Annotated in this window: 1 pseudogene; it reads right to left on the bottom strand. The window is 52.9% G+C overall.

Annotated features, from left to right (window positions below):
* Window positions 1-255 (bottom strand): annotated as a pseudogene (locus O2S87_RS19165) (IS4 family transposase); the annotation flags it as partial.

Genomic DNA, 255 nt, shown 5'->3' on the forward strand with positions numbered 1-255 from the left:
TCTCCAGTCGGTGTGCGTATATTCCTGTTGTACTGCGCACGCACGACAAAGCCAGCGTTGTCCATCTCATCGATTATTTCAGCGTACAACGAGAAGTCGTCTGCTGCGCGGTCGTGGACAAAGATTGGCCGTACGTCTTCAGGAAGCCACGCTCTAGCACGTCTATCCCCACGAATCCACTTTGTGTGGCGCGTTTCAAGCGGAATCGGCTCATTGTTGCCGTTTGTATCGTATGTAGTCCCGGTTTCTCGGTCT

The organism is Halohasta sp. A2 (assembly GCF_056175805.1).